Annotated in this window: 34 protein-coding genes and 1 tRNA gene; 15 read left to right on the top strand and 20 right to left on the bottom strand. The window is 66.5% G+C overall.

Going from position 1 to position 26,047, the window contains the following annotated elements; translation table 11 throughout:
- Positions 1-99: 99 nt before the first annotated feature.
- The gene (locus A5733_RS26535) at positions 100-726 is read left to right on the top strand and encodes a glycoside hydrolase (protein ID WP_076242241.1); all 627 of its coding nucleotides are present in this window, start codon (positions 100-102) and stop codon (positions 724-726) included.
- On the opposite strand, the gene A5733_RS26530 is transcribed toward A5733_RS26535, so the two are convergent.
- Positions 723-1,937 carry an oxygenase MpaB family protein gene (locus tag A5733_RS26530; protein WP_076242240.1) on the bottom strand — a complete coding sequence of 405 codons (1,215 nt, stop codon included), beginning with the start codon at positions 1,935-1,937 and terminating at the stop codon, positions 723-725. The two genes, A5733_RS26535 and A5733_RS26530, sit on opposite strands and share 4 nt — an antisense overlap.
- Positions 1,938-2,003: 66 nt before the next feature.
- On the opposite strand from A5733_RS26530, the gene A5733_RS26525 reads away from it, so the two are divergent.
- Positions 2,004-2,642 (top strand): TetR/AcrR family transcriptional regulator, encoded by a 639-nt coding sequence (locus tag A5733_RS26525; protein WP_067768173.1) that lies wholly within the window; start codon positions 2,004-2,006, stop codon positions 2,640-2,642.
- Between the two features lie 62 nt (positions 2,643-2,704).
- Positions 2,705-2,875, top strand: a complete 171-nt coding sequence (locus A5733_RS27780) for a hypothetical protein (RefSeq protein ID WP_198938937.1) — start codon at positions 2,705-2,707, stop codon at positions 2,873-2,875.
- An 11-nt stretch (positions 2,876-2,886) separates the two neighbouring features.
- Here A5733_RS27780 and A5733_RS26520 read toward each other — a convergent pair whose 3' ends face one another.
- A complete protein-coding gene (locus A5733_RS26520) occupies positions 2,887-4,251 on the bottom strand; it encodes an FAD-dependent oxidoreductase (RefSeq protein WP_076242239.1) in 1,365 nt (454 codons plus the stop codon).
- A 377-nt stretch (positions 4,252-4,628) separates the two neighbouring features.
- On the opposite strand from A5733_RS26520, the gene A5733_RS26515 reads away from it, so the two are divergent.
- From A5733_RS26515 to A5733_RS28135, 6 genes are all read left to right on the top strand, one after another.
- The gene (locus A5733_RS26515) at positions 4,629-5,252 is read left to right on the top strand and encodes a hypothetical protein (protein ID WP_076242238.1); all 624 of its coding nucleotides are present in this window, start codon (positions 4,629-4,631) and stop codon (positions 5,250-5,252) included.
- Between the two features lie 77 nt (positions 5,253-5,329).
- On the top strand, positions 5,330-6,079 hold the full coding sequence (locus tag A5733_RS26510; protein WP_076242237.1) for a hypothetical protein: 750 nt from the start codon (positions 5,330-5,332) through the stop codon (positions 6,077-6,079).
- Positions 6,076-6,429, top strand: a complete 354-nt coding sequence (locus A5733_RS26505) for a hypothetical protein (protein ID WP_076242236.1) — start codon at positions 6,076-6,078, stop codon at positions 6,427-6,429. Before A5733_RS26510 ends, A5733_RS26505 begins: the two co-directional genes overlap by 4 nt.
- Before the next feature lie 306 nt (positions 6,430-6,735).
- Complete coding sequence (locus A5733_RS26500) at positions 6,736-7,407, top strand: DsbA family protein (RefSeq protein WP_076242235.1); 672 nt, start codon at positions 6,736-6,738, stop codon at positions 7,405-7,407.
- Between the two features lie 27 nt (positions 7,408-7,434).
- Complete coding sequence (locus tag A5733_RS28140) at positions 7,435-7,782, top strand: SDR family oxidoreductase (protein WP_255376526.1); 348 nt, start codon at positions 7,435-7,437, stop codon at positions 7,780-7,782.
- Complete coding sequence (locus A5733_RS28135; RefSeq protein WP_255376525.1) at positions 7,779-8,354, top strand: SDR family NAD(P)-dependent oxidoreductase; 576 nt, start codon at positions 7,779-7,781, stop codon at positions 8,352-8,354. Before A5733_RS28140 ends, A5733_RS28135 begins: the two co-directional genes overlap by 4 nt.
- Before the next feature lie 32 nt (positions 8,355-8,386).
- Here A5733_RS28135 and A5733_RS26490 read toward each other — a convergent pair whose 3' ends face one another.
- Positions 8,387-8,644, bottom strand: a complete 258-nt coding sequence (locus A5733_RS26490; protein ID WP_067768124.1) for a DUF3297 family protein — start codon at positions 8,642-8,644, stop codon at positions 8,387-8,389.
- 254 nt (positions 8,645-8,898) lie between these two features.
- Here A5733_RS26490 and A5733_RS28060 point away from each other — a divergent pair, with 254 nt between their 5' ends.
- Both A5733_RS28060 and A5733_RS26480 read left to right on the top strand, forming a co-directional pair.
- Positions 8,899-9,150 carry a hypothetical protein gene (locus A5733_RS28060; RefSeq protein WP_231965648.1) on the top strand — a complete coding sequence of 84 codons (252 nt, stop codon included), beginning with the start codon at positions 8,899-8,901 and terminating at the stop codon, positions 9,148-9,150.
- Positions 9,151-9,199: 49 nt separating this feature from the next.
- Positions 9,200-9,508: a helix-turn-helix transcriptional regulator gene (locus A5733_RS26480; protein ID WP_067768122.1), complete on the top strand. Its 309-nt coding sequence runs from the start codon at positions 9,200-9,202 to the stop codon at positions 9,506-9,508.
- 77 nt (positions 9,509-9,585) lie between these two features.
- Here the strand turns inward: A5733_RS26480 and A5733_RS26475 are convergent, their stop codons facing one another.
- Complete coding sequence (locus tag A5733_RS26475) at positions 9,586-9,822, bottom strand: hypothetical protein (protein WP_142254230.1); 237 nt, start codon at positions 9,820-9,822, stop codon at positions 9,586-9,588.
- A gap of 61 nt (positions 9,823-9,883) precedes the next feature.
- Between A5733_RS26475 and A5733_RS26470 the strand changes: the two genes are divergently transcribed.
- Both A5733_RS26470 and A5733_RS26465 read left to right on the top strand, forming a co-directional pair.
- Entirely contained in the window at positions 9,884-11,044 is a 1,161-nt protein-coding gene (locus tag A5733_RS26470; RefSeq protein WP_142254229.1) for a hypothetical protein, read from the top strand.
- Positions 11,044-11,514 carry a hypothetical protein gene (locus A5733_RS26465; RefSeq protein ID WP_067768116.1) on the top strand — a complete coding sequence of 157 codons (471 nt, stop codon included), beginning with the start codon at positions 11,044-11,046 and terminating at the stop codon, positions 11,512-11,514. Before A5733_RS26470 ends, A5733_RS26465 begins: the two co-directional genes overlap by 1 nt.
- A gap of 163 nt (positions 11,515-11,677) precedes the next feature.
- On the opposite strand, the gene A5733_RS28055 is transcribed toward A5733_RS26465, so the two are convergent.
- From A5733_RS28055 to A5733_RS26435, 7 genes are all read right to left on the bottom strand, one after another.
- Positions 11,678-12,622, bottom strand: coding sequence for a hypothetical protein (locus A5733_RS28055; protein WP_233152799.1), 945 nt, complete (start codon positions 12,620-12,622; stop codon positions 11,678-11,680).
- Positions 12,623-12,712: 90 nt separating this feature from the next.
- On the bottom strand, positions 12,713-13,276 hold the full coding sequence (locus A5733_RS26455) for a hypothetical protein (protein ID WP_233152798.1): 564 nt from the start codon (positions 13,274-13,276) through the stop codon (positions 12,713-12,715).
- Positions 13,277-13,285: 9 nt separating this feature from the next.
- Complete coding sequence (locus tag A5733_RS26450; protein WP_076242233.1) at positions 13,286-13,855, bottom strand: hypothetical protein; 570 nt, start codon at positions 13,853-13,855, stop codon at positions 13,286-13,288.
- Between the two features lie 353 nt (positions 13,856-14,208).
- Complete coding sequence (locus A5733_RS27620) at positions 14,209-14,376, bottom strand: hypothetical protein (RefSeq protein WP_157561153.1); 168 nt, start codon at positions 14,374-14,376, stop codon at positions 14,209-14,211.
- A 120-nt stretch (positions 14,377-14,496) separates the two neighbouring features.
- Positions 14,497-14,570, bottom strand: a tRNA-Pro gene (locus A5733_RS26445).
- Positions 14,571-14,664: 94 nt separating this feature from the next.
- The gene (locus A5733_RS26440; RefSeq protein WP_076242232.1) at positions 14,665-16,038 is read right to left on the bottom strand and encodes an APC family permease; all 1,374 of its coding nucleotides are present in this window, start codon (positions 16,036-16,038) and stop codon (positions 14,665-14,667) included.
- 11 nt (positions 16,039-16,049) lie between these two features.
- Positions 16,050-16,940 (bottom strand): carbon-nitrogen hydrolase family protein, encoded by an 891-nt coding sequence (locus A5733_RS26435; RefSeq protein ID WP_076242231.1) that lies wholly within the window; start codon positions 16,938-16,940, stop codon positions 16,050-16,052.
- A gap of 98 nt (positions 16,941-17,038) precedes the next feature.
- Here A5733_RS26435 and A5733_RS26430 point away from each other — a divergent pair, with 98 nt between their 5' ends.
- Positions 17,039-17,794: a FadR/GntR family transcriptional regulator gene (locus A5733_RS26430; RefSeq protein ID WP_076242230.1), complete on the top strand. Its 756-nt coding sequence runs from the start codon at positions 17,039-17,041 to the stop codon at positions 17,792-17,794.
- Here A5733_RS26430 and A5733_RS26425 read toward each other — a convergent pair.
- From A5733_RS26425 to A5733_RS26390, 8 genes are all read right to left on the bottom strand, one after another.
- Positions 17,791-18,708, bottom strand: coding sequence for a sulfite exporter TauE/SafE family protein (locus tag A5733_RS26425; RefSeq protein ID WP_076242229.1), 918 nt, complete (start codon positions 18,706-18,708; stop codon positions 17,791-17,793). The genes A5733_RS26430 and A5733_RS26425 overlap by 4 nt on opposite strands.
- A 243-nt stretch (positions 18,709-18,951) precedes the next feature.
- A complete protein-coding gene (locus A5733_RS26420) occupies positions 18,952-19,719 on the bottom strand; it encodes a sulfite exporter TauE/SafE family protein (protein WP_067768167.1) in 768 nt (255 codons plus the stop codon).
- Positions 19,720-19,760: 41 nt separating this feature from the next.
- On the bottom strand, positions 19,761-21,179 hold the full coding sequence (der, locus tag A5733_RS26415) for a ribosome biogenesis GTPase Der (protein WP_067770536.1): 1,419 nt from the start codon (positions 21,177-21,179) through the stop codon (positions 19,761-19,763).
- Positions 21,176-21,862, bottom strand: a complete 687-nt coding sequence (cmk, locus tag A5733_RS26410) for a (d)CMP kinase (RefSeq protein ID WP_076242228.1) — start codon at positions 21,860-21,862, stop codon at positions 21,176-21,178. Before cmk ends, der begins: the two co-directional genes overlap by 4 nt.
- A complete protein-coding gene (locus tag A5733_RS26405; protein WP_076242227.1) occupies positions 21,859-22,599 on the bottom strand; it encodes a pseudouridine synthase in 741 nt (246 codons plus the stop codon). Before A5733_RS26405 ends, cmk begins: the two co-directional genes overlap by 4 nt.
- Before the next feature lies 1 nt (position 22,600).
- A complete protein-coding gene (gene scpB, locus A5733_RS26400) occupies positions 22,601-23,359 on the bottom strand; it encodes an SMC-Scp complex subunit ScpB (protein ID WP_076242226.1) in 759 nt (252 codons plus the stop codon).
- A 16-nt stretch (positions 23,360-23,375) separates the two neighbouring features.
- Positions 23,376-24,140, bottom strand: coding sequence for a segregation/condensation protein A (locus A5733_RS26395; protein ID WP_231965724.1), 765 nt, complete (start codon positions 24,138-24,140; stop codon positions 23,376-23,378).
- A 92-nt stretch (positions 24,141-24,232) separates the two neighbouring features.
- Entirely contained in the window at positions 24,233-25,114 is an 882-nt protein-coding gene (locus A5733_RS26390; RefSeq protein ID WP_067770543.1) for a ParA family protein, read from the bottom strand.
- A 114-nt stretch (positions 25,115-25,228) separates the two neighbouring features.
- Here A5733_RS26390 and A5733_RS26385 point away from each other — a divergent pair, with 114 nt between their 5' ends.
- Entirely contained in the window at positions 25,229-25,981 is a 753-nt protein-coding gene (locus A5733_RS26385) for an O-methyltransferase (RefSeq protein WP_076242248.1), read from the top strand.
- Here A5733_RS26385 and A5733_RS28050 read toward each other — a convergent pair.
- Positions 25,978-26,047, bottom strand: a 70-nt coding sequence (locus tag A5733_RS28050; RefSeq protein WP_233152800.1) for a hypothetical protein, incomplete at its 5' end; no start/stop codon positions are given. The genes A5733_RS26385 and A5733_RS28050 overlap by 4 nt on opposite strands.

Below are 26,047 nucleotides of genomic sequence, written 5' to 3'. Positions count from 1 at the left end.
CGCCCGGCTGTCACTCGGTCCGCAAATGTTGGCGACCCGTTTGCCGAGATTGCTGTGTCGTGCCGACAACCGCAGTAGATTGCTGCCGTGGGGAAAGGTATGTTGGCCGGCGCCAAGGGGCGGATGCTGGCGCTGGCCGCGTCGGTCACGATCGCCGGGGGCATGGTGTGGGCGCAGAACACTGAGACGCCGTGTTGCCCGGAGGCTCCCCTTGCTGCCCCGCCCACCAGCGCGGTGCCGGCGCCGGTTGCCGCGAAGGCCGAATTGGTCGCGGCCAGCGCCCCCGTGGTGGCCCGCGACTTCCAGTTCACGCTGCCGAAGGGCCCCGCCCCGGAGAGCGGCTTACAGGTGAAGACGATCTGGGTGGCGCGCGCCATCGCGGTGATGTTCCCGGAGATCACCACGATCGGCGGGTACCGGCAGGACGCGTTGAAGTGGCATCCCAATGGTTTGGCGATCGACGTGATGATCCCGAACTACCACTCCGACAAGGGCATCGCGCTGGGTAACCAGATCGCCGGTTTCGCCCTGGCCAACGCCAAACGCTGGGGCGTGTTGCACGTGATCTGGCGCCAAGGCCTCTATCCCGGGATCGGTGCACCGCACTGGACCGCGGACTACGGCAACGAGACCCTCAACCACTTCGACCATGTGCACATCGCCACGGACGGCGGCGGTTACCCCACCGGCCACGAGACGTACTTCCTGGGATCGATGAAGCGTTAGGCGGCGCTGCTCACGTGCACCGCCGACTCGCCGATCGTGGCCGTATCGCCGCCGATGATGGTGTGCAGCAAGGCTTGTTGCTCGCGCTGCCCGCGCCGTACCGCACGCTCCATACCAGTGCGTGACGCCATCGCGGCCGCGCTGCGCATCAGGTTGACGGGCATCTTCAGCACCGGATACCAGGGCGGCATGTAGGCCGGTAGTCCCAATACCCGCATCGCGGCGGGCCCGAGGAAGGCACTGGTGATCGACAGGTGCTGCGCCCAGGCCAGCCTGCGACGCAGGCGACCGACGCTGCGGTAGTGCCACGCCAACGGGTCCGCGGCCATCGGGACGGAAAGCTGCTGTGTGGTCTCGTCAGGGCGGGCCAGTGCGGTGGAGGTGTGATACAGCACGCGGATGCTGTCCCGGAAGGTGCGGGGCAACCACTCGTCTTCGACGCCGATCAGCCACCCGACGTAACGGGTCAGGTGCGCGATCGCGTCGAGTTCGCCTGGGGCAGGCAGGATTCCCATTCCCAGCGAGGCCACCGGCGGGGCGATGAGCGCGCCGACCAACGTCGCCGCCATATCGGTCTGATTGACCGGCACACCCCAGTCCTCGGCGCGCCAGTCCGGCATCGCCGCGACGTGCCGACGCACGAGTGCGTGGATCAGTCGCACATGCAACGTCGATCGATACCCGACCCCGAGCGGGTCGAGGCCCCCGTCGGAGATGACATCCATCGCCCACTGCATGGTCTCGGCGAAACGCTGGTTCGAGCCTTTCTCCAAGGCGCCGGTACGCAGCAGGGTCTTGTTGAACCCGGAAAACTGATAACCCCCGAGCAATGACACGTCGCGCGCGATGGACATGCCGTCAGAGCCACCGCGCAGCAACGCGCGTTGACCTTTGCGCAGTTTGTCGCGGTCCACCCAGTCCGGAACCGTCTCGACGGCAAGAAAGAACTCGCGCAACGGTTCCGGGGCCTCCGGCACGTTGGCGATACCGACGGTCAGCGCCTGCTCGAACAGTGGACGCATCTGCGTCGTCCCCGCCGAGGTCATCCATTCGACGAGGCGATCCATCGGCTCGTCACCGACGGTCAGGCGCTCCCCGAGCCGGCGCCACTCGGTGGTGTCGGGGTCACAAACCCCCACCGCTTTCGCGAACGCGCGCACGGCGCCGGGAACCGCGAGCGGCCGCTCGGGATGACGAGCCGGGATGCTCATCTTCGCCCTCCCACAGCCAACTGACTACACATGTAGTCAAAGTAAGCTGCGAGTAGGGTGCTGTCAATGAAGCGCACGCAGGTGGTGCGTGGCTACGGCGGCATCAGCGCGGCCGACCGCCGCACCGAACGACGAGCCAAGCTGCTGGCCGCCGGCCGTCAACTCTGGGGCGAGTCAGGTGCCTCCGAGGTGACCGTCCGCGCGGTGTGCACCGCGGCCGGCCTGACGTCGCGCTACTTCTACGAGCAGTTCCCCAGCCGAGACGCCCTGCTATTCGCCATCTCCGACGATGTGCGCGACCAACTGTTGGAGGCCTTGGTGCACGCGGGCGTCGGCGATCCGGGGACCCTGACCGACAAACTCCGCTCCGCCCTCACGGCATTTCTCGACATCATCGCGGCCGATCCGCACATCCACCGCATCGCCACCGGCGATGTGAGCAGCGTTCCGGGGCTGACCGAACACCGCACGCACATCCTGGAGATGATCACCGGACTGATCGTCGAGCACGCCCCGTCGGTATTGCATGCCGAGACGCCGAGCCCGGCAGAGTTGCGCCGCGGGGCCCAGTTCATGGTCGGCGGGGTGAACCAGATCATCGAAGCCTGGCTCGCGGATCCGACGGAAACCACGCAGGAACTCGCGGCCGAATGCGCCGATCTGTGCGTGGCGGTGGTGCGCGGCGTCGTGCACACCAGCGATTGACGGTTTCAGGTCACCGGGTGACGGCAACCCTGGCAGCGACACCGCGAGCAGGGAGACCACCCATGAGCCATCCGAGTTCGGACGAAACCGAGTCCGACGTCGAGCGCGATCCGCACGTGGCCGATTCACGTGCCGGCCGGGACGCCGACGGAAGTTACGTGGGCCGGGCCTCGTCCGACGACGACTTCGACAGCGGTGAAACCGGGGCCGAAGCGCGTAGTTCCGACGGGTGAGCGCCTCGGCGCTACGCCGCAACGACGCTGTCGGCCGCCATCACCTCCGCGGCGGCGCGTTCACCTGAGCGCACCGCCCCGTCGATCCAGCCGCACATCACCGCCGAGCTTTCCGAACCGGCCCAATGGATACGCCCGCACGGAACCCGCAATGCGTGCCCGAACTCAGTCAACACGCCAGGCGGTGCGTGGCTGATCATCCCTCCGCCCGAATAGCGCTCGAGGGTCCAGTCCTGTTCGTGATAGCTGACCGGCGACGCGGCCTTGGTACCGAATCGGTTCACCAGTTCCCCGATCACCGTTGCCTTGCGCTGCGCCGCGTCCAGAAGCCCGAGCCGGCGAGCGACGGGCCCCTCGGTGATGACGCACATGATGCCGGGGACGCCGGTGTCGGTACAGGCGTCGATGGTCAGGGTCGCGGGACTGCCAGGTGCCGCGGATTGCCCGCACAAACCATCCGCACGCCAGAACGCGGTGTCATAGACCACCGAGGTCTTGAACACCGCACCGCTGGGCATGCGTTGATGCAGCAGCATCCGGTCCACGGGAAGCGTTGGCTCATAGGTGATCTGGCTCGCGACGGCCAGTGGGACGGCGACGACCGCCTGGCGGGCCCGCACAGTCATCCCCTCGGCATGCACGGTCACCCCGTCGTCGTCCTGTGCGATGAGGTGTACCGGCTGCGAAAGCTGCAGCGCGCCACCGATTTCAGCGGCCATCGGCCCGTAAACGGCAGCTATTCCGCCATACACCCGCGCGTCTTGCGCTCCACCTTTGTTGGCGATGACGAACAGCGGCCCGCCGCCCGATCCCATCTGGTGAAGCGCCCACAGCAGCGAGACCTCCGAGGCCGAAGAGGTGTAGACGCCGCCCAGCGCCATGTTCAGCATCTCGCGGGCCTGCCTGGAGCGCATGTGGCGATTGATCCACTCCCCCAAGCTGATCCGATCCCATTCGATCGCCCTCTTGGCCTCCCATGGCGCCTCGAACGGAATCGTGCGGCACATGATCTCGACCTCGAGTAGCCCGGCGCCCAGATTTGCGACGGCCCAGGGGCTCATCGCCCAGGGGATGGTGCCGGAGTAACGATGTTGTTTGCCGTCGAGGATCACCATCGCGTCGCCGTCGACGTATTCCTTGTATTCGGCCACACCGTATTCGGCCATCAACGCCTTGATCCGGTCCTGCCCGGGCCCCACCCAAGCCCCGCCGCGATCGATCCACGTTCCGTCATCGAGCACCTCGGTGAAAGTCCGACCGCCAACGCGATCACGCGCCTCAAGCAGTGCCACCGAGCGTCCCGCCTGCTTGAGTCGCAGTGCCGCGGTCAAGCCCGCGAAACCCGCACCCACCACGCAACAATCGACGTCTGCCATGGCCCGCTCTCCCCGTGCGATGGGCTTGATTCGCTCAAGTTACGCCCGCGATCACCCGTTTCGCAGGCACTGCAGACCGATTGCTGTGGTAAACACCATAAATTTTGCCTGCCCGGTGGCATGTCACCACGACGGCGTGGCGGCGGACACACCCCGCGCGGCATCTGCCCGCTGGCAACATGCAGGCCACATTTCGCGCCATATAGCCGCTGGCCTGCCCATTTGGAAACGGGAGCACCGGTTCCGCCGACGGTGTCGCGATACTCTACCGCGTCATGGCTGCGCCGATTCCTCGGCACGGGATGGTTGCCATCGACAGCATCAGACAACATCGCGATGCCTCAAATCCGGGAACCCGCCGGTAAGGTCCGGACCCCGTGGGTAGACACCAGCTCAAAAAGGATCGGCGCCGCCGATCGACTGCCGTGGCCGCGGTCGTCGTGCCTGCCGCCGCACTGATCGCCGTCGGCGCAGATACCGCGCCGGCCATCACGGCCGAGGCACCGCCACACAACGAGGCCGTCGTCGCCCCGGTGGCCAAGCAGTCATTGACATCAGCGGCGCCGGGCATGCCCGCCGTGCGTCGAAACATGCGTTTTCCGTTGCCCGCCGGCCGCGCACCCGAAAAGGGTCTCCAAGTCGAGACCATCCTGGCCGCCCGGGCCGTCAGCGCGCGCTTCCCCGAGATCCTCGACATCGGCGGGGTCCGCGCCGATTCCCTGAAGTGGCATCCGAACGGATTGGCCATCGACGTGATGATCCCGAACTATGCGACACCGGAAGGTAAGGCTCTCGGCGACCGCGTCGTCGCCTACGTGCTGGACAACGCGGACCGGTTCGGGGTGAACCATGTGATCTTCCGGCAGGAGATCTACTCACACGGCAGGCCACCCCGAAAGATGGCGGACCGTGGTGGCATCACGGCCAACCACTTCGACCATGTTCACATCGCCACTAATGGCGGCGGATTCCCGACGGGGCATGAAACGTACCTGACGTAGTGCGTCAGCCGGTGTGAAATTGCGAATCCTCGGCGCGCCGGAACGTTCATCCGACGTCGGGGCGCGATGATGCAGATGTGGCTGCTGATACGAATGTGACCGACGAGGCGCCCTCGTCCCCGACGTCCGAACCGAAGATCGACGAGGTGCCGATCGCGCCCGGCACCGCCTCCGATTCACCGTCGGCTCAGCAGCGCGTCTGGACGATGCCCAAGCCTGCCGTGACGCGCAAACACGTCGACGAATGCGGGCGGATCGCCCTCAAGGCCGGCGCAGCCGTCGTCGGCTTCATCGCCGCCGTCGCCCGATTCGGCGTTCGCACCCTCAAAGACGTGGCGCAGGTGATCGACGCCGTACCGTCGACGGTTCGCCAACTGACCGTGCTGGGTCTGCTCACACTGCTGGGTATCGTCGGCGCCATCGCACTGTCTGGGACAGTGGGCCTGGTCTGCATCGTCGTGGTGGTCCCGGTGTGCTCGATCGCGCTCGGCGCGCTCGGACACCGTTGGTACAGCAGTCAGTCCGCGCCACGCACCCAGCGCCCGATTGCCCGCGCCTCGACGCCCGAGCTGCAGCGGTCGGTCGAATATGTCGACACGAAACTCACCGTCGCTCTCAACGCCTTCGGCGCGGAACATCAGCAACAGGCGATGATCGCGCTGTTCCAGGCGAAGACGGCCGTCGAACTCACGCTCGGCACAGAGCAGGACGCGGCGAGCCATGTCGATGCGCTGCTCGCGGTCGAAGGCCACGAAGCGCGACCGCGAATCCGCGCCGGGTCGGCACCCAAGCCGCTGCGAGAAAGCAATTCTCTGGCGGCGTCATGACCGACCACCTCTGCGGCCAGGTCGCGCTCATCGAAGACGACTACACATTGGTCATCAATCGGGGCGCCGAGGCGGGCGTGGTGCCGGGCATGGTTTTTTCCGTGCACTCCGATTCGGATCAGGTGATCACCGATCCCGAAACCGGCCGGGAATTGGGCAGGCTCACGCGCGAAAAGCTTCGGGTGCGTGTGTTCGACGTGCAGCCACTGTTCTCCCGTGCGCACACGTTCGCCAGGACCGACGACTTCTACGGGCTGTTCCAGGCGACGGCGGTGGTGACCGTGAATGTCGGGGACAGCCTCGAGTTGGTGGTCGGTGAGACCCAAACGCGCCGGGCTGCGTCGGGGTAATTCGTCCTCGGGCCGGATGCGGGTGCGCCGCGACGCTTCGACCGATCCGCTGCAGCGGGGTTTCATCGTCGGGCGGTAGGGCATACGACATGAGCGAGCCCCGGCACGCCTCGTGCCGTAGGGCGAAAAGCCGAGGAGAGGTCCGATATTCATGTCCGAAAAGAGCGCACCGGCAGAAGGAGTCACAGGCGCCGTCGAGGATCAGACCGGCGAACTGAAGGAAACCCTGGGTTCTGCCGGCGTCCACGGTGAAGGCGCGGAACGCCAGGAATCACAACCTCGATCGAGTCAAGGCACGGCGCGGCCATGAAGGTACAGCCCGGCACGGTGGTGGTGTACACCGACGTGGTCTGCGGGTGGTCCACCGTCGCGCTCCACCGGTTCTACCGTGAACGCGAGAAGGCCGGCCTCACCGACAAAGTCCGCGTCGACCTGCGATTGTTCGCCCTCGAAGACGTCAACCGGTTCCCGATTCCCAAACGATATCTGGACGCCGAGATTCCGGTGCTTGGCTCGATCGAGCCGGACTTCGGTTGGGTCCCATGGCAATCGGATCCGTCGACGTGGCCGATCACGTCCCTGCCCGCCAACGAGGCCGTCCACGCCGCCAAACAACAGTCGTTGGCAGCCGCCGAGGAATTCGACATGGCGATCAGGCACGCCTTTTTCACCGACAGCCGGCCCATCTCGTTGGCACATGAGCTGGTGGACATCGCTCAACAATGTCCGCGGGTCGACGCGGACCGAATCGCCGAGGCGTTGGACACCGGCAGTGCGCGGGCAGCGATGATGCACGACTATCGCGAGCACGTCTCGCAGGTGCAGGGCAGTCCGCACTTTTTTCTGGCCGACGGCTCCGATGTTCACAATCCGGGCATCGAGCTGCATTGGGTCGGTGAACCCGGCGCAGGCTTCCCGGTGATCGATTCCGACGACACGGCCGCCTTCGCCCGATTGGTCGAGCAGGCCGGCCGCTGACCAGTCACGCCTGGGAAAGCAGACACGATGAGTCACGAGAAATCGGTTGCCGGCGCCACTGCGGTCATCACCGGCGCCTCCAGCGGTTTTGGCCGTGGCACGGCCACGGAACTTGCCCGGCGCGGAGCCAACGTGGTGCTGGCCGCCCGCCGCCGGGACGTCCTCGACGGCCTTGCCGCCGAGATCCAGGGCGACGGCGGCAAGGCCGTGGTGGTGCCCACCGACGTCAGCAGTCCTGCCGATGTTTCCCGGTTGGCGGCAACCGCTGTCGAACACTTCGGCGGCTTCGACATCTGGATCAACAATGTCGGAGTCGGAGCGCTGGGCCTGTTCTGGGATATCCCGATCGAAGACCATGCCCGACTGGTCGCGTGAACCTGAAGGGGCTGATCTACGGTGCCCACGCGGCGATCCAACAGTTCCGCGCACAAGGCCGAGGCGTCTTGATCAACATCGGTTCGGTGGACAGTGAAGTGCCGCTGGCCTACCAAACCTCGTATGCGGCAACAAAAGCCGCGGTCCTCAGCCTAAGCCGGTCGTTGACAGAGGAGCTACGACTGGCCGGCCACGAGGACATCAAGGTCGGCACCATCATGCCGTGGGCGGTCGACACGCCGTGGTGGACCCATGCTGCCAACTACACCGGCCACGCACCCCGCATGGCCGCCATGGACGACCCGCAACTCGTCATCGACGCGATCGTCGGGGCGTGTACCGACCCCAAGGTGAAGCAACCCGTCGGCGCCAAGGGACACATGGCCAACCTTTCGCACCAACTGTTTCCCACCCTCACGGAACGCTTGTCGGGCAAGACCGCCGAATCGGCAATCGAGAAGGCCGACCCGGTTCCGCACACCACCGGGGCCATCTACAAGCCCATGGCACAGGGCACCAGCGTCGGTGGCGGTATCCGTGAGCGGATGGCTCGAGAAGATTCCGGTCGGTAAGACCTGGCGCGCGGTCAGGCGATGCGCGTGCGCTAGTTCGCTTGGCGGAAATAAGGTTCAACCGTGCCGCTGAGCTTGACGACCATCGGATTTCCGCGGCGATCCTTGGCGGTAGGGACTTCCACACGCACCCAGCCCTCGGCCACGTCGTATTCGTGCACATTGGTTTTCTCGACGCCATTGAAGCGAATCCCCACGCCGCGGACGAGCACCTCTTCGCTATAGAAGGCGCTGCGCGGATCGATGGAGAGGTGATTCGGTGGAACGTCTGAGTTCTGATCCTGGGACATGATGGCTTTCGTTCGATGCTGCGTAGGTTCTCGGATTTTATTCTCTGAAGAACCTACGCGACCGTCGTGTATTCGCCAGTTCCGCGTACCGCGCAACCGCGACCGATAGCACGCGGGAATCACTTCTAGCTGATATCAGCTCTAGCTGATAGAATTGCGACCGTGCGGAAGTGGGAGGTTGATCCCTCATCGAAACATGGATCGACAGCCCCGACGACGAGGAGTACGACCACCTGATCGCGGCGCTGGAGCAGTTGGAGGAATACGGACCAGTTACGCGCCGGCCATTCGTGGACACCCTCGAAGGATCGGCGCATCCGAACATGAAGGAACTCCGACCTCGCCCCACCAAGGGCGGAGCCCACATCCGGGTGCTCTTCGCCTCGACATCCAGTCCCGAGCGATCATGCTCGTCGCCGGAGACAAAGCAGGGAACTGGACGAAGTGGTACGCGACGAACGTTCTCATCGCCGACCGCCTATTCACCGAATACCAACAGAAGATGAGGCAGGCAGTCACAGCCGCCGAGCCAAAGACAAGAAAGGGGAAGAAACGATGACCACGCTCGATGATCTTCGCCGTCGCCGTCCGGGCAACCGGGCCCGCATCGACGCAATCAAGGAAGAGATGGATCGCGAGGTTGCGCAGTACCGCCTTCGCGAATTGCGGGAAGACGCCGGTTACACCCAGACCGCGCTCGCCGCAGCCATCGGTGTCGGGCAGAACCGCGTTTCCCAAATGGAGCACGGCGACCTGGGCACCAGCCGGGTCGACACACTCCGTAAGTACGTGGAGGCCACCGGTGGGGAGCTGGAGGTTGCGGTGAAGCGCCCAGACGGATCTCGCGTCTTACTGAGGCTCTGATTGGGTCCGCTAACGCGGGAACTCCGACAGCATGATTCAGCGTTTGGGTGGGCCCGCGCAGCCGGACGGACACCAAGTCAAACTACGTTGAAGCACCCGCTGGTGGCCGAATCAAGTACCCACCCCGTGCGACTGACCATCGCCTCAAGAGCTTCCCGACTTTGCTTGCCCACTGGCACGTGGCGCGCCCCGCGGTGGTCCGGCTTCAAGAACTGCAACTCCTTGACGGGATTGAGGGCCATCTCTTCAGTCAGCGCCTTCGCCTCGAGGCTGCGCAGTTGCGGGTCGAGGATGCGGTGCAGCACCCGCACCACCGACGGCGCCGTCTGATGTACTTCTGCGGTAGCGGTCGGGGGACCGCAGTGAGGGGGAACCGTGGCAAAGGGATCGCCGATCCTTCGGGCGTGGAACGACGCGCTGCGGCCCGCGTGCAAGGGCCACGGCATGCGGTTCGTCAGCGCGACCGGGTTCATCCTCGACGACGTCTACGTGACGGAACTCTTCTACCCGCAGGTGTTCCATCCGGACAAGGACCCCGACCGGCTCCGGATCACCTGGACCGTCGACGTCAAGCCGCTCGCCGTCGACGAGATCCTGTCGGCCGCCTTCATGCCCGACGTGGTGATGGGACGGCAGATGCGGATCAACCGCCGCGTCAACGGTGCCTTCAAGGTCCAGCCGCTGCGGATCGGCAGCGGCCATTGGGACGTCTCTCCGACCGACGAGCCGGACTGGGATCCGGTGCTCGACGAGTTCGACCGTATCCGCGCCGAGTTCATCTCCGCGCATCCGACGGACGCCGACTACGCAGCGGTTGTGGAACACTCACCCGACGGAATAGCTCCGAGCCGGGCCCTGACCCGCACCGTCACCGCGCTGATCGCCGCTGGCCGCAACGCCGACGCGGCCCGGGTGGCCGATGATGCGATCGCCCGCGGCGAGCGGGGTGGGATGTCTTCGACGGTCGACGTGCTCAAGTACCTGGCCGCCTACGCGAAAGGTCCTGCGGCGTACGCGGCGTTCACGGCGAGCCTGACTCCCACCCACGACTACCAAGTGCTGTGCGAGACCCAGCGCACCATATCGAGCGATCTGATCCGGGAACACCACCCGGGCATCATCGACCACCACCTGCGGAGTATGGACGGCGCAGACCCGTGGGCCATCGTGCTCAGCGCCCGCCCGCCGGCCGGTGCTCCGGCCGACTTCTCGAAATCGCTGTACCTGCAAGCCGCCGGCACGGCCGAGACCATGGTGATCGAGTTCTGCCGTCCCGGCGGAGCCGACATCGGCGCTGTGTCGGTGCGATCGGTCGTCGGCCACCCACATACGGGACCGGCCGAGCCCGACGTGGACATCGTGCTGCCGCGTAGCACGCAGACGATCAGCCGCCACGAGATGTTCACCGCGGAGGAGGCAGCCGAGATGTTCGAGCGGTTCTACAGGACCGACACGATCGGTGACGGCTACGAACTGCGGCCGGTCGAGGGGTACACCGCCGACGGATGCTACATCGACCTACGAGGAGCGCCATGATGGATGAAACGTTGGCCTACAAGCTCTTCGGTGAGTGGAGCAACGACCACCAGGCCAGAGGGGTGTACATCGAAGGCGACTTCGCACCTCAGGAAGAAGCCGAAGAGTGGGCCGAAGATTTGATCGGCGGCATGGTGGCGGCCATGGCCCACGGGGGCGTAGTCGTGGAGCGTGGACCGATCCGTGTCCACGACGGGAAAGTGTTCGTCGAACTCGACGGGGACGACTTCATGGCCCGCGACATCGACGGTGAGGGCAGCCGGGCGTCGGCCAGCCTGGAACGCATTCTTTCCCGGTTCGCGACGATCGCCGCGCGACGTGGCTGCGCGCAGCGCTGGTTGTACTGGTACACCGGGGATCCGACCGGCATGGCGTACTTCGTTGCACCTGAGGAGCTCGTCACCTCCAGCGGCGTCGATGTCCGTGAACTCGGCACCGGCGAGCAGTGGTACGAGGCTCAGCCGGACTGACGTCGGGAACCGAGCGGATACCGAGCAGGAGCAAGTTCGGCGGGAGCCTCCGGCCGAGTGAACCCGCTCACCGTCTGCTCGTGATCGACCGCACCAGTGCCTGCGCCGATGCCAGGTCGTCTCCGCTGTCGAAGTACACGGCCAGCTGCGTGGCCAGCGGTGCTCACCACGAAGCCGTAGAGCGCAGGCAGCCTCGCGTCGCCGGCCCCTTCGGCGAGGCGGTACGTGAGGTAGTGCGCACTGTCTTCCGACCACTCGGTGTGGTCGAATCCGTGCGGCGAGACATGACCCCGAACCTGCTGCAGGCGCTCGGCGGGGGCGTGTCCCCCCTCGGGTTGCCCCACGGGGCGAACATCGCCGTCAGGCCCGGCCGCCAGAACACCGCCCGCGACGAGCCCGCGTCCTGGTCGATGCGGAAGTTCATCGGTTCGGGGACAGTGAGCACCCAGTCCGCGGTGAGCTCATGGCCGCCGAGTTCCCCGAATACTCTGCCCACTTCGGCCTGATCGACCGGCGGCACTGTGGTGAGGCGTGCGGGCAGGTGGTCCAGCAGAATGGCGGTCTGCTTCTGATCGAAGTTGACCAGCCCGCCTTCGCCCACCGACCCGAACGCAGCGGGCACGATCGGGTTCAACGACCGGTAGTGCAGATCCGGGATGGGGGCCATCGAGGCGATCCGCAACGATCGGACAGCGTCGGCGATCAGCCAGTGGGCGAGGGTGAGCGGATCCACCTTGCCGTCGTGTGGCGGCATGAGGGCGGCGGTCCGGCTCTTCACGGGAATCAGAACAACGACCGCCGATCGCTGGCGCCCGTCGTCGTGCTGCGGAGATGGCTGCGGCTCCTGACCGGTGACGCGGGCCAGAGCAGCCGATGCCAGCGTCGTGTCTTCAACGACGGGGTCAACCCCACCAGACTCGACCGACCACATCGTCAAGCAGCTGAACGGCATCTGCATCCAGGCGTCATCGAATTCAGCTGGCGTCACCCCGCGGACTCGAAGGTAGTAGTCATCGACGCCGATGGGCACCGCCTGCGGTTCGAGGGGAAGCAGGTACGGGAGGACGAATGAGGACGCCCACCACGCCTTCGAACCGCTGTGGGTCATCCCAATCCGCATCGGGCGGTTGCCCCAGGGGGGCAGCGTCGTCAGTCACGGACCTAAGCGTTGCACGGCGGGTGCGACATAGACGAGGGATCACCCGCCAGCCAGTGCCCGCCCGAACGCCACCCTGAACTTCTCCTGCTGCCCATGCGACGGGAACGGGACACGGACCTTGCTGACGGGCAGGCCCCCGGCCGCCAACGCGGGGTACGCCGCGTCGTACACGTCGACCTTGATCAAGATGATGCGCTCGGGCTGTAATTCAGCGATCCGATCCAGCAGCGCCGGAACGTGCGGCCTCAGCTCCAACAAGCTGGCCCGGCTGTTCACGATGGGATCGGGCTTCAGATCGATCAGGAACACACCACGGTCGCGCAGCTGCTCCAGCAGGGCCGGCTTGTGGTCCCTGGTGAGTCCGGCGCCCGGCAGGAGCGCCCGCACGACCGCCCAGAACAGCCAGTCGTGCTGCGCCACGCCCGGGAAGTAGAAATAGCGATCGTCGGCGTCGGGCGGAGCTTGCGCTACCAGGAGCAGTTGAACGTGTTCGGGTTGGTACCGGCGTGCGGTCGCGGCGCGGCGCTCGCGAACCTCAACGGCGGAGGTGTCAACCGCGTGGCCTGGCGGGTTGAGACCCGGCGGGCGCCGACGGGTTGGCATCGGACACCGTCAGCGCCTGCGCCCCGTCGACGGTGCCCCGCCGAGCACCTCACGGCCGCCATACAACAACTCCGGGTTCTTGACGAGACCACGGGACTTGCCGGTCGCCGTCGTCTGATGCGGCGGTCGCAGGGCCTTTTTCTGGATCTGCAGCGCCCGCTCGTAGAGACGCTGGTACGCGGGACCCTTTTCGACGAGGAGTGCCGCCTCGTTCACGATCTCATGGAGTCGCCCGAGGTTCTCGGGTCCGAGCGGGTGCTTGGCCGCCAACTCGGACAGTTCGCGGTGCATCTGACCGACTCCTCCCCGACCTTTCTTCGGCGGGCGCTTCGCGTCGGCCGTGGGAACGCCAGACTCACGGTTCCGGGTACGGACGGTGGACACGCGGCGCAGAAGGTCGAGGAGCTCCTCGGACCGGTCGTTCAGAGACCGTCTCCGCAGCCGGGCCGCAAGGCTGTCGAGCATCCGGATTTCCCCCGCGGTGAGCGGACGGTCGGCGGGGAGCAGCTCGACGCGGGCCACCACGGCGGCGATCTCGTCAAGCTTCGGGTTCGGGCGCCACGGCTTCTTGCTCTGCATGGTGAGGGCAGCGTAAGGGAAGGGGCCGACGCCGCGTTGGGGCTCGAGGCGATCCGGCTACGAGCAACTGTCACACTCGCCGGTGACCGGCAACTCGATGCGGCAGGTCGGGCACAGCTTCGGCGGTTCATCCGGCTCCTTGCTGCGCCCTCTGGACGGGAACCCCATGCCGAGGCACGCTGCGCACGTGCAGCGGCCCGAGTGGCCGCGTGCGTAGAGATCGGAAGGAGCACCTCTGCTCCCCATCGTCCGTCGTCGACTCATCAGAGGCCTGCTCCGACTCTCCCGCTTCGGGTTGTCGAGGCGGTGGGGCCGCTGATCCCGGCCGGCGAGACACCGCTGCGTTGTGGGTCTCACCGCAGCGTAAGGGGAAGGCGGGGCATGGCGCTGACGTTCGCAGCGATGCGTACTCCTTCTTCCTCTTCTTCGTGGGCGGCTTCGGCCGTAGCGCCGCCCAGCCTGGTAGGGGTGGAGCCGCTGGGTGTGGTGACGACCTTGACGTAGTCGGGGATCCGAGCCATGGCCGGAAGAGTAGAACCGATAACCGACGTTGAGTGTCATCTCGTGTCAACACGCCGACTGCTCCCCGACCCCAGAAACGAAGAGGCCCCTCCGATGCTGGCCGGAGAGGGTTTTTCTTGTCGGGCTGACAGGATTTGAACCTGCGACCACTTGACCCCCAGTCAAGTGCGCTACCAAGCTGCGCCACAGCCCGCGTGCTTCCGGCTTGCACCGGCAGCGAGTCGAAAGCTTACCGTAGGCTCCCGCCCTTGTTCTAATCCGCCCCAGCGGTCACACCTCAGCCCTCACTACACGGTGGTTTGGGCGGTGGCAGACTCGGCTTCGTCGACCGCGATCTCCGGCGGCAACTTCTTGAAACCGCGACTCGTCACAGCCAGCACGACGATCCCGAGTCCCAGCCAGCACAGCCCCAGGACGATCGCCCGGGTGTCGAGTTGCAGCAGCAGATACGACGTGATGACCGCGCCGATTCCCGGTGCCACGACGTAGAGCAGAGGGTTACGCGTCTCGCCGGCGGCCCGGTGGCGGAAGTAGTAGACGATGACCGACACGTTCACGAGGGTGAACGCCACGAACGCCCCGAAGTTGATGAACGACGTCGAGGTCGCCACGTCGAGGAACATGGCCAACAGGCCCACCGCGCCAACCATCACCAGGTTGGCTGCCGGGGTGCGGAATTTGGCGCTCAGGGTTCCGAATACCGACCGGGGCAGGGTGCCGTCGCGCCCCATGGCGAACAGCAGCCGCGACGCGGAGGCCTGGGCGGCGATGCCGGACGCGAACTGGGCGAGGATCAGGCCGGCGAGGAACACCGCCCCGAATAGGTTGCCGCCGATCTGCTTGGCGATCTCCAGGGCGGCCGACGAGGAATCGGCGAATTCCCCACCCGGATGCACCAATTGGGTGGTGAATGCGATGACCAGGAAGATGGTGCCGCCGATCAGTGCGATCAGCAGGATGGCGCGCGGCATGTTCTTGCGCGGCTCGATGGCTTCCTCGGTGAAGGTGGTGACGGCGTCGAACCCCAGGAACGAGTAGGCCGCGATGGCCGCACCGGCCGTCACTCCCCCGATGCTGGCGCCGATCCCGGTGAACGGGCCCGCACTGACCAGCCCGCCGGCACCGCTGCTGCGGACGACCGAGGCCACCGACAGTGCCACGAACAACCCGATGACGAGCAGTTGGAACGCCATCAACAGGTAGTTGGCCTTGTCGGCGACTTTGATGCCGACGACGTTGAGCACGGTGGTGACGAGGATGAAGGCCAGCACCCACAGCCAGCCGGGAACTCCCGGGAACTGGGCGTCGAGATATGCCGCTCCGATCAGCCAGATGACCATGGGCAGAAACAGGTAGTCCAGCAATACCGCCCAGCCGGTGAGGAATCCGACGCGTGCGTCGATGGTGCGGCGCACGTAGGTGTAGGCCGATCCCGACACCGGGTAGGCGGACGCCATCCGGCCGTAGCTGGATGCGGTGAACAGCATGGCCGCCAACGCGATCAAGTAGGCCGACGCGGACGCGCCGGAGGTGGTGGAGGCCACCACCCCGAAGATGCCGAGCACGATCAACGGCGTCATGTAGGCCAGCCCGAAGAGCACCAACGAGCGCAACCCGAGGGCGCGCACCAGAGTCGGCTGCCCGGCGGATGGTGGTGTCATGGCGGTGCCTTTCAGTTGGCCGGGCGGTTCGACGGTGACCAGCTGCGTGGGTCGATGCGGCCCTCGTACAGCGGAAGTGCGATCGGGCGGTCCGACGGCCCGAACTGCTCCCACATGCGGTTGGTGCCGGCGGTGCCGCGCTCACGTACGGCGGCGACGGCTCCGAAGTCGATGCTCTGGTAGAGCACACCCGGGGCGGCGTCTGAGTTCTCTTGGAGCACATCACCTTCCGGGTCGACGATGATGCTGCGGCCCTTGCCGATCGGACCGGCGCAGTTGACGCTCACCGTGAACACCTGGTTCACAATGGAATTGGCGCGGGCGAGCACCAACTCTTGGCTCCGGTCGTCGGTGGTGGTCTTGACGACGTTCACGATCACGTCGGCGCCCATCCAGGCCAGATGGCGGCTCACCTCCGGGAACCAGGCGTCGTAACAGATGGACAAGCCGAGCCGACCGACGCCGGGAAGCTCGACGGTGACGAAACGATCGCCGGCCGCGTACTTCTCGAACGGCCGCCAGGGGAAGACCTTGCGGTAGGACGCTACGAGCTTTCCGTCGGGCGCGAAAACCGGCGCGGTGTTGAACAATTCGCCGTTCTCTCCCCGCTCACACAGCGAGCCGGGAACCAGCCAGGCGTCGGCGGCGCGGGCCACCTCACCGAGGGCGGCGCACAGGGGGCCGTCGAGTGGTTCGGCGGCCGCGTCCAGCATGTCGGTGTCCTCGGTACCGAACAGGTGAATCTCGGGATAGACGATCAGCGCCGGGCCGGTCACCGCTGACCGCACCCGAAGCACGTCATCGGCGAGCTGGGCGACGGTGTCCTCCCGACCGAATACCGGCAGGCCGGCCACGTCGAGCGGCGCGGCCTGGACCGCGGCCACCGTGATGGTTCCGGACACAGGACCTCCGACGCGTTAATAACCCAGAATGAGCGAATTAGCGGAGATATTAGTTCAGCTTGAACAAATAGGGCAATAGCTGACGTACCCTGAGGCCCATGACGTTGCAGGTCGGTGAGGCGCATCCGGCGCTGAGCGCCCCCGCCGTCGCGGGCATCACTCGACTGAGCGCAGCCGACACGGTGCGGGCCCGCCTCGAGCTGGCCATGGAGCTGGGACTCATGGCCAGCGGGGAACGGCTGCCCGCCGAGCCCGACATCGCCGGAGCCCTCGACGTCAGCGTCGCCACTGTCCGCCGGGCTCTGCAGACGATGGCCGATGAGGGCCTGGTGATCCGCCGTCGCGGCCGAGCCGGCGGGACCTTCGTCAGCGGTGTCCAGGCCACGCCGGCAACCGATCGCCCGTCGGCCACGTACCGCGCCGATGCCCTCGAGGTGCGCCGCCTCATCGACCTGCGAGCACTGGCCGAGGACGCCCTCAGTACCGCTGCGGCTCACGCCGCCACCGACGCGCAACTCGATGAGCTCGCGGCGATCGTCGCCGAGGCCGCCGCGGCCACCGACTGGACCCGCTTCCACCGTGCCGATCAGCGGTTCCACGAATCAGTCGCGGCGGCAAGCGGTCTCGACTGGGCCATGCACACCTACTGCGACGTCCTGCACAGGCTGTACCGCTACTTCATTCCGTACCCGATCGACTACCTGCACCAGTCCAACCTCGAGCACGCGCAACTGGTGGAGGCGCTGCGCCGACGCGACAGCCGGGCGGTCTCAGAGATTGCCCGCAATCATGTGCTGTCGTTGCACAACACGATGTACGTCGGTTTGCCGCAGCCGGCCACCGGGCGTGACTAGCTGCGTGCGGCCGGCTCTTCGACCGCGGTGACCACCGAATCGTCGACATCGCGCGGGGCCCGCGACGTCTGCCAAGCGCGAACCACCAGGAATGCCCACCCCGCCACGATGAGCGTGTAGATCCCGGTGGACCACGGCCAGTGGACGCCGAAGTAGTGCACCAATTTCTGGCTGTTGGTCAGCAGGATCACCCCACCGACAGCGGTGCCGAGCAGCGCCGGGTTCACCCGGCTGACCAGCCAGGCGGCCACGGGCGCGGCGATCACGCCGCCGACCATGAGACCGAGCACCACGGGCCAGTTCTCCAGGAACTCCTGACGCAGCCCGATCAGGAAGCCGATCGACGCCGAGACCGACACCAGGAACTCCGAGGTGCTCACCGAACCGATCACCGTGCGCGGAGCGGTCTTGCCCCGGGACAGCAGCGTGCTGGTGGTCACCGGGCCCCAGCCGCCGCCGCCCGATGCGTCGATGAACCCGCCGAACAATCCCAGTGGGGCAAGGAACTTCGCGCTGTGACTGGTGCCGTGCTCCCCCAGCGTCAGCGGCCGGCCCAGCGAGAAACGCAACAGCACGTAGACACCGATGCCCAGCAGGATCGCGGCCATCAGTGGTGCGGCCGATTCCGTCGACAGCGACGACAACACCGTGGCACCCGCGAAGGCACCCGCGGCACCCGGCAGGCCGAGTTTGGCCACCATGGGCCAGTCGATGTTCTTGAACCGCCAATGCGACACCGCCGACGCCAGCGTGGTGCCGACCTCGGCCAGGTGCACCGCGGCGCTGGCCTGCGCCGAGGCCACGCCGCTGAGCACCAGCAGCGTCGAGGCGGTGACGCCGAAGGCCATCCCGAGCGCGCCGTCGACCAATTGGGCCCCGAGGCCGACGAGCGTGAAGATCAGTAGCGAACGCACAGGTTCGGCTGCTTTCGATTAGTGGTCGCAAGCGACCTGACGGACTGACGGGCGCGGATCAGCGGCGCGCGCGACACCATTCGTCGAAAGCCATCAAACGGCGTGAGGGCCAGAACGGCTCGAGAGCAGCCAGGGCAGACGGTGCGGTGCGGTAAGCACGTTCAGCCACCGGTCACCCCTTCCCTCGCGTTGAGCCAGATTCGCAAAGCTTACTAGAGCGTCGCCGACGTCACGTCGACGACCTCACACAGTCAACAACCGGTACAACCCGATCAATCCCACCACCACGATCACCGCGCGCAACGCGTTCGGCGACAGCCTGCGGCCGTAATGCGCCCCGAGGAACCCGCCGACCAAGGAACCAGCGGCGATCAGCCCGGCCGCGGCCCAGCTGATCCGGTCAAACGCGACGATCGTGTAGGCCAGCGCCGCCACGATGTTGACCAACAGCGACAGCAGGTTCTTGGCGGCGTTCATCCGCTGGATCGACTCGGGTAGCAGCGCGCCCATCACCGCGATCAACAGGATGCCCTGGGCCGCGGTGAAATAGCCGCCATAGATACCGACGGCGAATGTGCCGATCACCAGAATGGCCATCCGGCGCGGGCTCACATGGTCGGCGGACTGGCCGGTCGCCTCGGCGCGCTGCCGGGCCCAGGCCTGGATCCGCGGGCCGACCACGACCAACACCAGTGCCAGGATCAGCAGCACCGGCACCACCGTGACGAACACCTTCTCCGGCAGATGCAGCAGCAGCCAGGAGCCCAGCCCGGCGCCGATCAGCGAGCCCGGGATCTGCCAGCGCAGCCGCTTCCACTGCCCACGCAGTTCGCGGCGATAACCCCAGGTGCCCGACACCCCGCCGGCCACCAGGCCGATCGCATTCGACATTGTCGAGGTGACGGGCGGATAGCCGAGTGCCACCAGGGTGGGAAAGGTGATCAGCGTGCCGGAACCGACGATGGCGTTGATCGCACCCGCTCCGACACCGGCCAACGCGATCAGGATCATGTGGGTGACGGACACTTGGGCCACCCTATCGGCCCGACGTGCTAGCGCTTCTTCGGTGCGCCCCTCTTCTCGCGCACCCGCACGTTGATCCGCACCGGGCTGCCCTCGAAGCCGAATGTCTCACGCAGTCGGCGCTCCAGGAACCGGCGGTAGCCGGCCTCGAGGAACCCGGAGGTGAACAGTACGAACGTCGGCGGCCGGGTGGCGGCCTGGGTGGCGAACAGGATCTTGGGTTGCTTGCCGCCGCGCACCGGCGGCGGGGTGGCGGCCACCACCTCTTTGAGGAAGGTGTTGAGCTGGCCGGTCGAGATCCGCTTGTCCCAGGACGCCAGCGAGGTCTCCAGGGCCGGCACCAGCTTCTGCACCGCGCGGCCCGTCATGGCCGAGATGTTGACCCGAGGCGCCCACTGCACCTGCACCAGTTCCCGGTCGATCTCTTTGTCCAGCAGGTACCGCCGGTCCTCGTCGACCAGGTCCCATTTGTTGAACGCGATGACCAGGGCGCGGCCGGCCTCGATCACCATCGACAGCACCCGCAGGTCCTGCTCGGTCAGCGGCTGGGAGGCATCGATCAGCATGATCGCCACTTCGGCGGCGTCGATCGCGCCGTGGGTACGGATCGAGGCGTAGAACTCGTGCCCGCTGGCCTGCCCGACCTTGCGACGTAGCCCGGCGGTGTCGACGAAACGCCATGTCTTGCCGCCCAATTCGATGAGCGAGTCGACCGGGTCCACCGTGGTGCCCGCGACGTCGTGCACCACCGAACGCTCGTCTCCGGCCAAGCGGTTCAACAGGGAGCTCTTACCCACGTTGGGCTTGCCGACCAGAGCCACCCGGCGCGGGCCGCCGCCACCGCTGCCGGCCACCTCGGAGACCTCGGGCAGCTTCTCCATCACCACGTCGAGCAGGTCGGCCACGCCGCGACCGTGCATGGCGCTGATCGTGTGAGGTTCACCGATGCCCAGCGACCACAGGGCCGCGGCATCGGCTTCACCGCGCTGGGTGTCAACCTTGTTGGCCGCCAGGAACACCGGCTTGCCCGATTTACGCAGCATCCGGGCGGCGGCCTCGTCGGCCGAGGTGGCACCGACCACCGCGTCGACCACGAGGATGATCGCGTCAGCGGTGCGCATCGCCACCAGCGCCTGATCGGCCACCAGTTGCTGCAAGCCCTTGGCGTCGGGTTCCCATCCGCCGGTGTCCTGCACCATGAATCGGCGGCCCAGCCAGTTGGCGTCGTAGGACACCCGGTCGCGGGTGACGCCGGGGATGTCCTGCACGACGGCTTCGCGGCGGCCCAGAATCCGGTTCACCAGCGTCGATTTCCCGACGTTGGGGCGGCCGACGACGGCCACCACCGGCGGAGGCGCTGCCGCCTCCTCAAGAACCTCGGCGACCTCGTCGCTGAGCTCCCAGTCGCTTTCATCCGACCAGGTGCCGTCTCCGTCCGAGACGCTCATCGCCGCACCCCCGCATGTTGGGTCACCAGGTCGAGAAGGTGTGCCACGACCTGTGTTTGGTTCATCTCGCTGGTGTCGACCACCAGTGCATCCTCGGCCGCCCGCAACGGGGACACCGCCCTGGTCGAATCCAGGTGGTCGCGTCGCTGCACGTCGGCCAGCACGGTCGCATAGTCGTCGGGCAGACCGTTGGAGACGTTCTGGGCGTTGCGACGCCGGGCCCGCTCCTCGGCCGACGCGGTGAGGAAGATCTTGACGTCGGCCTTGGGCAACACCACGGTTCCGATGTCGCGACCTTCGACCACCACCCGTCCACCCGAGGCGGCCAACTCGCGTTGCAGGTCCACCAACCGGGCCCGCACCGCGGGCACCGCCGAGACCGCTGACACCGCACGGGTCACCTCGTCGCCCCGGATCTCGGCCGAGACGTCCTCACCGGCCAGATACGCGCGATCCTCACCGGGATCCGAACCGACCCCGATCACCGCCCCGTCTGCCACCGCGGCGATGGCCGCCGGATCGTCGAGGGCCGCGCCGGCCCGCAATACCGCCAGGGTGGCAATCCGGTACATCGCACCGGTATCCAGATAGCAGGCACCGAGGGCCTTGGCCAAACCCCTTGACACCGAAGACTTGCCGGTCCCGGCCGGGCCGTCGACGGCCACCACCAGAGATCCGCTCACATTCCCACCGCCTGATAAAGCTCGCCGATTTCCTTGCGGCTGAGCGCTCTGATGCTGCCCGGACGCTGGTCCCCCAGCGCCACCGAGCCGATGTCGGTGCGGACCAGTTCCTGCACCGGGAAATCCACCGCTGCCAACATGCGTCGCACGATGCGGTTACGGCCCTCGTGCAGCGTCACCTTCACCAGGGTCTTACCCGGGACGGTGTCCACCACCGCGAAGTCGTCGACATGGGCTGGGCCGTCGTCCAATTCGACGCCCGCACGCAACTTCTTGCCCAGCCCGCGGGGCACCGTGCCGATCACGGTGGCTACATAGGTTTTCGGGATCTCGTAGGACGGATGCATCAACCGGTGTGCGAGTTCGCCGTCGTTGGTCAGCAGCAGCAGCCCCTCGGTGTCGGCGTCGAGCCGGCCCACGTGGAACAGTTTCTTGTTGCCCCGGACCCGGTGCTCCACCAGGTCTCCGACACACGGGCGGCCCCGCTCGTCGGACATCGTGGACAGCATGCCGCGCGGCTTGTTGATCGCCAGATACACCAGGGTGTCGTCGAGCACGACGCGCGAACCGTCCACCCGGATCTCGGCGACCGACGGATCGACCCGGGTGCCGAGCTCGGTCACCAGCCGGCCGTCCACCTCGACGCGGCCGTCGGTGATCATCCGTTCGGCCACCCGTCGGGAGGCAATTCCCGCCTGGGACAACACTTTTTGCAGCCTGATACCGTCGTCAGCCATGTCAGTCCTTGTCCACGTCGAAGGCCACCGGCTGATCACCGCTGCGTGAGCCACCATTGAGTTTCGCGAAACGCGGTTCGTCACCGAGTGATTCGCTCAGGTCGTCGATCACGTCGACATCGGGCAGCAGCGGCGCGATGTCGGGCAGGTCGGACAGCGAGGTCAACCCGAGCCGCTCCAGGAACAGCTCGGTGGTGGCGAACGTCGCCGCACCCGAATCCGGATCGGTCCCCGCCTCGGTGATCAGCCCCCGCGCCAACAACGTACGCATCACGGCGTCCACGTTGACGCCGCGCACCGCGCTCACCCGGGCCCGGGTGACCGGCTGACGGTACGCCACCACGGCCAAAGTCTCCAACGCGGCGCGAGTCAGCTTGGACCGGGCGCCGTCGAGCAACAGTCTCTCGACGTACGGGGCGTAACGGGCCCGGGTGTACATCCGCCAGCCGCCGGCTGCCTCACGAAGGTCGATGCCGCTGTCGCGGGCCGCGAACTCCTCGGCCATCAGACGCAGCTTGGCCATCACCCGATAGGCGGGCTGTTCGGTGGCCGAGGCCAGCTGGTCCACCGTCACCGGCGTGTCCACCACGAGCAACAGCGCTTCGAGCACGGCGCCCAGCTCACTGTCGTCAAGCTCACTTTCCTCGAGCTCGAGCTCGGGAACCGTCGCCACATCGAGGCCCAGGTCATCTCCGACCGGGTTCACCTCGCCCGGGGCATCGTCGGACTGAACTCCGGAATCGGAGATCTCGTCAGTCATGGTTAATCAGTTCTCGCTATTCTTCCGCATCAGCGGTGGCCAGATGTTCGCTGGTCGGCCGATCTCCGGTCCACGAAACCTGGAGTACTCCAAGCGGTTCTGGTTGCTCGAATGCTACCGCCCTGGCCCGGAACAGTTCGAGCAGTGCCAGGAAGCGGCCGACGATCTGAATTCCGTCGGTGCACTCGGCCACGAGTTCGGCGAAGGTCGCCCACTCGCCGATCCCCCGCTGTTCGAGCAGCGCAATGATCCGATGGGCCTGCTCGGGTACCGAAACCTTGGGCGCGTGAATGTGGTCGGTGCCCACGGTGGGCACCGGGCGCGGGGTCAGCGCGGCCGCGGCGATCTCGGCGAACTTGCCGGCGTCCACACCCAGCATCACCTCGGGCAGCAGGTCCGAGTAACGGTCCTCCAACGACACCGCACGCGGATAGCTGCGCAGCGCCGCAGCCTCCAGTTCGGCGAACATCAGCGCGACGTTCTTGAACGCCCGGTACTGCAGCAGGCGGGCGAACAGCAGGTCACGAACCTCCAGCAGCGCGAGATCCTCTTCGTCGTGCACCTCGCCGGCGGGCAACAGCCGGGCCGCCTTCAAGTCGAGCAGCGTGGCGGCGATCACCAGGAACGTCGTGGTCTCGTCGAGTTCCAGCCGGGCGCCGATCTCCTTGGTGTAGGCGATGAAATCGTCGGTGACCTGATGCAATGCCACCTCGGTGACATCGAGTCGATGGGCGAAGATCAGCTGCAGCAGCAGATCGAACGGTCCCTCGAAATTGGTCAACCGAACCTGAAAGCGGTTCTGCTGCTCGCTCGTCTCCCCCGGGCTCGCACCAGCGTCGGCACCATCAGTGGACGGGGTACTCAGGACATCGTTCACGCGCCGAACCGGTAGATGACTTCGCGGGCCAGCGATCGGTAGGCCACCGCGCCGCCGGACTTGGGCGCCCACGTGGTGATCGGCTCGCCGGCCACGCTCGTCTCCGGGAAGCGCACGGTCCGGGTGATCACGGTGTCGAACACCAGATCGCCGAACCGCTCGACGACGCGGGCCATGACCTCGCGCGCGTTCACCGTACGTGGGTCGTAACGGGTGACGAGGATGCCGCTGATCTCCAGTTTCGGGTTGAGCCGGTCGTGCACTTTGTCGACGGTGTCGGTCAGCAGCGCCAGGCCGCGCAGCGAGAAGTATTCACACTCGGTCGGGATGATCACCCCGTCGGCGCAGGCCAGACCGTTGACCGTGAGCAGACCGAGCGACGGCTGGCAGTCGATCAGCACGTAGTCGTAGCGGTCGAGTACCGGATACAGCGCCCGGGCCAACGACTGCTCCCGGCCGACCTCGTTCACCAGTTGGATCTCGGCGGCCGACAGGTCGATGTTGCTGGGCACCAGATCCAGGCCGCTGACCCGGGTCTTGATCAGCACCTGGTCGATCGACACCCGCGGCTCGACGAGCAGGTTGTGCACGGTGTGGTCCAGCTCGTAGTGCGGCACGCCAAGGCCCGCCGACAACGCACCTTGCGGGTCGAGGTCCACCAGCAGCACCCGCCGGCCGTATTCGGCCAGGCTGGCGCCCAGGTTGATGGTCGAGGTGGTCTTGCCGACCCCACCCTTCTGGTTGCACATCGCGATGACCTTGGCCGGTCCGTGCGTCGAGCGGGGCTGCGGTTCGGGGATGTCTCGCGGTGGCCGCCCGGTCAGGCCGAGCTCAGGCCCGTTGTGCTCGAACAGGCCGTCGTGTCCGCCGTCATTCATACCCCACCCCTGGTCAGGCATCCCGCAGTCTCGGCGCACATCCCGGCAAGTTTAACGTCGGCAGGCTGCCAGGACGGGCAGACCCGCGGGCAATCGGTGCATATGGTGTGCATCATGAGTCTCAAACAGCGACTGCCGCTGTTGCGCTGGTCGTTCATCCGGATGGGGATCGGCGCCAGACACTTCGCCCGCACCGGGCAGTGGGGTGACGGACGAGAGGCCGCGGCGGCCGATTACGTCGTGGCCAATGCCCGCTCGGGCGATCTGGATGACGTGCTCGCCACCATCGACAGGTTCGCCTACGAGAAGTCGTTTCTGATCAACGTCGGCGATGAGAAGGGCGCACTGCTCGATGCCGCGGTCGCGCGAGCGAATCCGCGGCTGGCCCTGGAGCTGGGCACCTATTGCGGTTACGGGGCGATGCGCATCGCCCGGGCCGCGCCGGCCGCCCGGGTGTTCTCGGTCGAGTTCTCCCCCACCAACGCCGAGATCGCCCGACGCATCTGGACGCACGCCGGGGTGGCCGATCGGGTCACCTGTGTGGTCGGAACCGTCGGTGACGGCGGGCTCACGTTGGATACGTTGGCAGCCAATGGGTTTGAGCCGGGCGGGTTGGATTTCGTGTTCCTCGACCACGACAAGAACGCCTATCTGAGCGATCTGCAGAGCCTGCTCGAGCGCCGCTGGTTGCACCGCGGTTCGATCGTGGTGGCCGACAACGTGAAGCTGCCGGGCGCACCGAAGTACCTGGCGTACATGCGTGAGCAGCAGGGCGAGCTGTGGGATACCAAGCATCACAAAACCCACGCCGAGTATCAGACCCTGCTGCCCGATCTGGTGCTGGAGTCGGAGTATCTGGGCGGTTAGCGCGCCCGGGGATGTGCTCCCGCCCAGACCTCGCGCAGAGTGTGCACCGTGACCATGGTGTAGATC

This window comes from Mycobacterium sp. NS-7484 (assembly GCF_001953975.1).
In the GTDB taxonomy this organism is placed as follows: Bacteria; Actinomycetota; Actinomycetes; order Mycobacteriales; family Mycobacteriaceae; genus Mycobacterium.
This window is presented reverse-complemented; position numbering and strand designations above follow the sequence as displayed.